This is a genomic window from Micromonospora sp. NPDC005163 (assembly GCF_053599835.1).
Window position 1 is genome coordinate 48,195 of sequence record NZ_JBSFYP010000046.1, and the last position, 7,287, is coordinate 55,481.

The 7,287-nt window shown below is 76.3% G+C and carries 6 protein-coding genes; all 6 read left to right on the forward strand.

Translation table 11 applies throughout. From position 1 onward, the window contains the following. The first annotated feature begins 93 nt into the window (after positions 1-93). Positions 94-726: an ATP-binding cassette domain-containing protein gene (locus ACWD6N_RS26440; protein WP_354966596.1), complete on the forward strand. Its 633-nt coding sequence runs from the start codon at positions 94-96 to the stop codon at positions 724-726. Beyond that, complete coding sequence (locus ACWD6N_RS26445; RefSeq protein ID WP_387327917.1) at positions 723-2,003, forward strand: hypothetical protein; 1,281 nt, start codon at positions 723-725, stop codon at positions 2,001-2,003. The genes ACWD6N_RS26440 and ACWD6N_RS26445 overlap by 4 nt, the downstream gene beginning before the upstream one ends. Beyond that, positions 2,000-3,766, forward strand: coding sequence for an ABC transporter permease (locus ACWD6N_RS26450; RefSeq protein WP_387327915.1), 1,767 nt, complete (start codon positions 2,000-2,002; stop codon positions 3,764-3,766). Before ACWD6N_RS26445 ends, ACWD6N_RS26450 begins: the two co-directional genes overlap by 4 nt. Beyond that, positions 3,763-6,141, forward strand: coding sequence for a tetratricopeptide repeat protein (locus ACWD6N_RS26455; RefSeq protein ID WP_387327912.1), 2,379 nt, complete (start codon positions 3,763-3,765; stop codon positions 6,139-6,141). Before ACWD6N_RS26450 ends, ACWD6N_RS26455 begins: the two co-directional genes overlap by 4 nt. A gap of 83 nt (positions 6,142-6,224) precedes the next feature. After that, positions 6,225-6,848, forward strand: coding sequence for an ABC transporter ATP-binding protein (locus ACWD6N_RS26460; protein ID WP_089021258.1), 624 nt, complete (start codon positions 6,225-6,227; stop codon positions 6,846-6,848). Next, on the forward strand, positions 6,845-7,287 hold a 443-nt coding region (locus tag ACWD6N_RS26465; protein ID WP_450005235.1), incomplete at its 3' end, for a DUF6297 family protein. The genes ACWD6N_RS26460 and ACWD6N_RS26465, both read left to right, overlap by 4 nt.

Below are 7,287 nucleotides of genomic sequence, written 5' to 3' on the forward strand. Positions count from 1 at the left end.
GCACGCGCCACTTCTTCCACAATGGAAGATCCACGGGGCATCGACTGTCGGCGCGGTGTGCCACCCTGGGACGGTCACCAGCGGTCACCGGAGGTGAGGCTCACGTTACGGCTACGCGCACTGGTCGCCGTCCCCGGCACTGGGCCGGTGACCCTCGACGTTCCGGCCGGCACGACCGCCGCCCTGGTGACGCCACCCCGGGTCGGCACGGCCGTGGCCCGGGTGCTGGCCGGGCTCGCCGCCCCGGTCACCGGGCGGGTCATCGTCGGCGACCGGGACGTCACCGCCCTGCCGCCGCCACGCCGGCAGATCGGCTACGTGCCCGCCGGCGGCGCACTGCTGCCACAGCTCACCGTGCGCCGCAACATCGAGTACGGCCAACGCCGTCGCGAACGGGTGCACGAGGTGGCCGACGACTGGACAGCCACCGTGGTGGACCGGCTGGAGCTGGCCCCGACGCTGGCCCTGCTGCCGCACCTGCTCTCCGACGCCCAGCGGTTCCGGGTGGCGCTGGCCCGGGCCGCGGTCTGCCTGCCCGAGGTCCTCGTCGTCGACCTGCCCGTCGATCCGGCCGGCGGCGGCCGCCTCGGCGACCTGCTGCCCCGGCTGTCCCCACCGGACGCACCGGGGGTGGCCGTGCTGGTGTGCACCGCCGATCCGGCCACCCTGGCCGAGATCCCGCGCCGGCACGAGCTGGTCACCGAACCCGAGGGGACGGTCCGGTGACGCCGGCCGGGCGGGCGACCCGCCGTACCCTGCTGCGCGCCGCCGCGGCCGGCGCCGCGGTGACCGCGGCCGGCTGCGCCGGCGGCACCCGGTCCGTGCAGGTGGCGGTGGTCTGGAGCGGAAGCGAGCTGGACCGGTTCCGGCGGGTCGTCGCCGGCTACCCGGCCCCGGTGCACGTGGTCAGCGCCGGCAACGACATCGACGCGTTCCTGCGCGCCCGGCACCTCGCTGGCACCAGCCCGGACGTGGCGATCCTGCCGCGCCCCGGCCTGGTCACCGACTACGCCCTGCGGGGCTGGCTGAGCCCGGTGCGCCCGTCGAACGAGTACGCGGTGCCCACCGGGCTGAGCGACCTGCTGATGACCCGCGGGCGGCGTTACGGCGTCTGGGTGAAGGCGGCGCACAAGTCGCTGATCTGGCATCTGCCGTCGGTGCTGCCCCGGCCGCCGGCCACCTGGGACGAGCTGGTCACCGTGACCCGCACCCTCGGCGCGCTCGCCCGGCGCGGGTCCGGCCCGGCGCCCCTGGCGATCGGCGCGGCGGACGGCTGGGTGCTCACCGACTGGTTCGAGAACGTGCTGGCCGACCTGGCCCCCGACGCGTACGACGCCCTCGCCGGCCCGGACGCCGACTGGCAGGGCCGACCGGTGCGCGACACCCTGGACCGGCTCGCCGAGCTGTGGAGCATCGGCGGCGCGTTCCCCGGCGGCGGCCGCCGTGCCCTGCTCACCCAGTACGAGGAGTCGGTGATCCAGGTGGTGCGCTCCGGGCGGGCGGTGATGGTCTTCGAGGCCGACTTCACGGCCGAGGTGGCCGGCACGTTCCGGCGCGGCCCGGAGCAGCCGAAGACCTTTCGGTTCCCGAGCGCGCGGGCGGGCGGCGGTGGCCCGCTGATCGTCGGCGGAGACGCGGCGGTGGCGTTCGCCGACGCCCGGGGCGGGGTGGAGCTGATCGAGTGGCTCAGTCAGGCCGGCGCGTTCCAGCCCTGGTTGGACGCCGGCGGCTACCTGTCGCCGAACACCACGGTCGCGCTGGACAGCTACGCCGATCCGGTCCGCCGCCAGCTCGCCGGCGAGATGCGCGCTCCCGGCACCCTGCGCTTCGACCTCTCCGACCAGCTGCCCGGGCCCTTCACCGGCTCCGACGGGGTGGGCATCTGGCGGATCATGCAGGACTTCTTCGCCGACGTCACCGACGGCGTACCCGCCGCCGAGGCGGTCCGCCGGGCCACCGGGCAGCTCGCCGCTGCGGCCCGCAGCGCGGGAGGCGGGCGGTGAGCCGGGTCCGGGTGCTCGGCGAGCTGGCCGTGCTCGACGATGTGGGGCCGCCCCGGCGCGGCCGGGCGTACCCGGCGGCCGGCGCGACCTCCGCGCTGCTGTTGCCGGCGATCCTGCTGCTCGGCGGGCTGGTGCTGTGGCCGGTGCTGCGAACGGTGCACGCCAGCGTCACCACGGACGGTCACTGGGTCGGCGCCGAGCACTTCCGCACCGCGCTCGACGCGCCGGACACCGGCGCGGTGGTGGGCCGCACGGTCCTCTGGGCGGTGCTGGTGCCGGCGGTGGTCACGGCGCTGGGCTACCTGCTCGCCGCCGCGTCGCGCCGCTCGCAGGAGGGTGGGCTGGTCCGCCTGATCCTGCTGGTGCCGGTGGCGTTGCCGCTGGTCGTCACCGGAGTGACGTTCCGGCTGATGTACGACCCCGACCCGAGCCGGGGCCTGGCCACGCTGGTCGCGGCGCGACTGACCGGCCGGTCCGCCGCCGAGGCCCCGCAACTGCTCGGGCCGGGCCTGGTCACGGTGGCGCTGATGTCGGCGTTCGTCTGGGCCTGGGTCGGCCTGGCCGTGCTGGTCTTCCGGGCCGCGCTGGACGCGGTGCCCCCGAACCTGGCCGACGCGGTACGCGCCTACGGCGGCGGTCGCCGGCACGTGCTGTGGGACGCGCAGTGGCGACCGCTGCTGCTGCGTACCGTGGCGGTGGTCTTCGCGCTGGTCGCGGTGGGCACCAGCCGCACCTTCGACCTGATCCTGGTGATGACCCCCGGCTCGGTCCGGGACGAGGCCGCCGTGCTGGCGCTGCGGGTCTGGCAGACCTCGGGTGGCACCACCACCGGCGAGGGCGCCGCACTCGGTGTGGTGTGGCTGGTGGCGGTCATCGGCGGGATCCTGGTGGCGGCGCTGTTCGTCCGGCAGGCGTGGCCGCCGCCGCGGGCCGAGATGCCGCCGGACCCGGACCGGGTGGCACCGCCCCGGCGGGTGTTCCGACTGCTCGCGGCGGGCGCCGCGGTGGCCTGGCTGGTGCCGCTGGTGGTGCTGGTCGCCACCTCCCTGCACGGTCAGGTGGATGCGGCGGCGCGCGGCTGGTGGTCGACGCCGCCGGGGGTTGGCTCCTACCGCGACCTGGTCACCGGGGCCGAGCTGTGGCGAACGCTGGCCTTCACGCTGCTGCTGGCCACCGTCGTGACCGCCACGGTGCTGGTGGTCGCGCTGCTGGCCGCGTACCCGCTGGCCTGGTTGACCGGACCGGCCGCGCAGGCCACTGGGCTGCTGCTGCTGGCCGCCAGCGTCGTACCGGTACAGGTCATCGCCGGGCCGCTCAACGAGGTGCTCGGCCTGGTGCTCTCCTCCGGCACCGCCCGCGGCCTGGCCCTGGTGCACGTGGCGCTGGGCGTGCCGTTCGCGGTCCTGGTGCTGCGCAACGCGTTCGCCGACCTGCCCGCCGAGCAGGTGCGCGGCGCCCGGCTGGGTGGGCGCCGCTGGTGGGGCACGCTGCGCCGGCTGGCCCGGCACAACCTGCCCGCGGTGGTCGCGGTCTCCGTGCTGGAGTTCGTCCAGGTCTGGAACGACCTGGTGGTGGGCCTGCTGTTCAGCGGGCCGGAGGCGACACCGCTGGGGCTGTTCCTGGCCGGGCAGTCCCGTGGCTTCGTGTCCAACAGCGGGGCGCTGGCCGCCGCCTCGGTGTTCGCCTCGGTGCTGCCGGTGCTGCTGGTGGTGCTCGCCCGCCGGCAGCTCGTCGCCGGGCTGGTCTCCGGGGGCGTCCGGTGACCGGCCCCACCGGCACCGGCCGCGGGCCGCGCTGGCCGGTGCTGATCGCGGTCGGCACGCTGGTCAGCGGGGTGCTCGGCAACCTGGCCAGCAACATGCTCTCCGAGCTGGCGGCCAGCGTGCTTGGGCCGGCGAGCATCGCGCTGGTGGTCAGCGGCGGGGTCGGTTTCGTGGTGTTCGAGATGCGCCGGCGCCGAACCGGTCGGGAGGTGAGCCCGGAGCCCACCGAGGTCGTCGCCGCACCGGCCACCGGCGCGCCGACGCTGCCGTACCCGGCCGGCTTCACCGGACGCGACGAGCACGTCCAGGCGGTGCTCGCGCTGCTCGCCCGGGAGCACGCGGTGGCCGTGCTGGGCCGGCGGGCGGTGGGCACCTCCGCCTGCGCCGTACAGGCGGCGAACCTGTGCCGGGAGGACTTCCCGGACGGGCAGTACTACCTCGACCTGCGCCGCGGCGGTCGACCCCGGTCCGCCCGGCAGGTGCTCACCGCGCTGGCCGGGGTGCTGGGCACCGCCGCGCCCATCTCGGGCCGGCCGGACGCCCTCGCGGTCGCCGCCGACGCCCTGCGTGGCCAGCTCGACGGCCGCAAGATCCTGCTGGTGCTGGACAACATCGACCGGCCCGAGCAGGTCCTGCCGCTGCTGCCGCCGACCGCGCGGACCTGCCGGCTGCTGCTCGCCGGCGGCCCGGCGTTGAGTGGGCTGCAGGGCGTGGTCGCGCACTGGATCGCCGAGCCGGGCCCGGCCGAGGCGGTCGAGCTGTTCGCCGCAGCGGGCGTGGCCGCGCCGGCCGCCCGGGTCCGCCGCGCCGACCCCCGCACCGACCCGGCGGTCGGCGACATCGTCGAGCTGTGCGGGCGGCAGCCGCGCACCGTCCGGGCACTCGGCTACCGCACCGCCCAGCACGGCTGGCGGCACGCCGACGTGCTGGACGCGCTGCGCCGCGCGGTGCAGACGCCGCCGCACCAGCGGGTCACCGTTTCGCCGGCGGCCCGGCTGGTCACCGAACGGGACACCGCGTACCGGGCGTTGACCCGTGAGGCCCGCCGGCTGTACAGGCTGATGTCGCTGGCGCCCGCCCCGGTGGACCGACCCGCCATCGCCGCGCTGGCCGGTCGACACCCGGAACGGGTGACCGCGCTGCTCGACCAACTGGCCGCCGCGGCGTTCGTCGTCGGCGCGCCCGGCGACCGGTACGAGATCCGCCCCCTGCTCGCCGGCAACGCACGGCTGCACCTGCGCGACGCCGATCCGGCCCGGGCCCGGGTCGCCGCGCAGGCCCGGCTGACCCGGCACCTGGCCCGACGGGCCGAACGGCACGCGGCCAACCTGGCCGTGCTGGGCTCTCCACCGGACCGGGAGTGGTCACTGCCGCTGGACGACGACCCGTACGGCTGGTTCGACCTGCACCAGGAGCTGCTGCTGGCGGTGGTCCGGGTGCCGGCCGGCGCGGCCGAGACGCTGCCGCGCCGGGTGCGCCGGTGGTGGTTCCGGCTGGCCGTGGCGCTGTGCGGATGGCTGGCGCACGTCGAGCGGCTCAACGAGTGGGAGCAGGTCTGCCGTACCGTGCTGGCCACCCCGACGGCCGACGACCGACCGGAGATCGCCGGGTGGGCGCACAACGAGCTGGGGGTGCTGCGCCGGCGCCGGCACGACCCGCAGGGTGCCGCCGCCGCACTCACCCTCGCGGTCTCCGAGCGCGGCCGGCGGGGCACCGCCCAGGCCCGGATGAACCTCGGCCTGGCCCTGATCGACCTGGGGCAGCTCGACGACGCGGTGGAGCACCTGGAGCTGTCCCGCCGGCACCGCTCGGGCGCGGACCGGGCCGGGCACGCCCTCACCGATCTGGGCCTGGGCGCCGCGCAGTTGGCCCGGGGCGAGCTGGAGATCGCCCACCACCATCTGGTGCGGGCGGCGAACACGTTCCGGTCGGTGGGTGACGCCCGTGGCTACGCGGCGGCGCTGACCAACCTGGTGCTGGTGCACGCCGCCCTCGGCGAGCACCTGGATGCCGCGCAGGCGTGGCGGGCCGCGCTGCGCGAGTACGAGTCGGTCAGCGACCCGACGAGCCGGGCGGCGGCGCTGCTCAACGCCGGGGCGACGCTGCTGACCGCCACGCCCGGGCAGGCGCGGGCGGCGTACGAGCTGCTGGCCGAGGGTCGGCGGCTGCGCGAGGAGAGCCGGCCCACGGCGGGGCTGGCACGCACCCTGCTGTACCTGGGTGACGCCGCCGCGGCGCTGGGCGACCGGGCTGAGGCGCGGCGACACTGGGCGGACGCGGCGGCGGTTGCCGAGGAGGTCGGCGACGCCGACGGGCAGGCCGCCGCGGACAGCCGGCTGGAGGACGACGGGGAGCTGCCGGTGGCCGGCGCGTGATCCGCGTCCCGACCTGCGCGGCAGGGGCGCCCGCGTGATGTCGGTCGCTCAGGTTGGCCGGTTGCAGGGGTCTGGGAGAGTGTGTGATCGTGGATACGCTCTCGGTGCGGGGACTGAGCCGCAACTTCGGCAACCTGGTCGTGCTCGACGACGTGAGCTTCACGCTCCAGGCGGGCCGGATCGCGGTGGTGCTGGGCCCCAACGGGAGCGGCAAGACCACCCTGCTGCGCTGCGTGGTCGGCGCCGACCGGCCGGACGCGGGCGAGGTGCTGGTGCAGGGTCGCCGGGCCGACGAGACCGATCCCCAGGTGCGGGCGCTGGTGGCGGCCGCCCTGGACGACATCGACTTCTTCCCCGACCTGTCCGTGGTCGAGCACCTGGAGCTGGTCGCGTACGCGCACGGCGGCAACGCCGAGCCGGTTGAGGAGGTGCTCGCCGAGCTGGGCCTGGAACCGGCCCGCGACCAGCTGCCGGTGACCCTGTCCAGCGGGCAGCGTCGCCGGCTGGCGCTGGCGTCCTGCTTCGTACGCCCCCGCCGGGTGCTGATCCTGGACGAGCCGGAGCAGCGCCTGGACGTCCGCGGCCGCCAGTGGCTGGCCGACCGGCTGCGCCGGGAGCGGGACGCGGGCACCGCCGTTCTGCTGGCGTCGCACGACCCGGAACTGATCGACGCGGTGGTCGACGAGCGCATCGAGATCGGCCGGTGACCGCCCCGCTCGCAACCGTCGCGGACGCGCCGGCCGGCGTGCCCACCGCCCGGCAGGTGCGTACGCACCTGCGCCGGGCCCGCCGCCGGCATCACGACCACTCGCTCGGTGACGTGCTGGGTGATGCGTACGTCATGGTCCTTTTCGTGGGCATGTACGGCTGGTTCGCGATCAGCGCCAGCCGGGACATGCTGAACTCCCCCACCGTCGGCCAGGCCGATCCGGGGGTGCGCTGGTGGCTGGCGGTCGCCGCGCTGCTGGCCGGGGCCGGGCTCGCCTGGCGCGGCCTGCGTGCCCTCGGTCCGCTGCTGGTGACCCCGGCGACGCAGAGCTGGGTGGCCAGCGCGCCGATCGACCGGCAGCCACCAGCGCACCCCCGGATCGGCCTGGCCGACGGTGGGGGAGTTCAGCATGTCCCGGCTGGCGCTGATCGCGAACC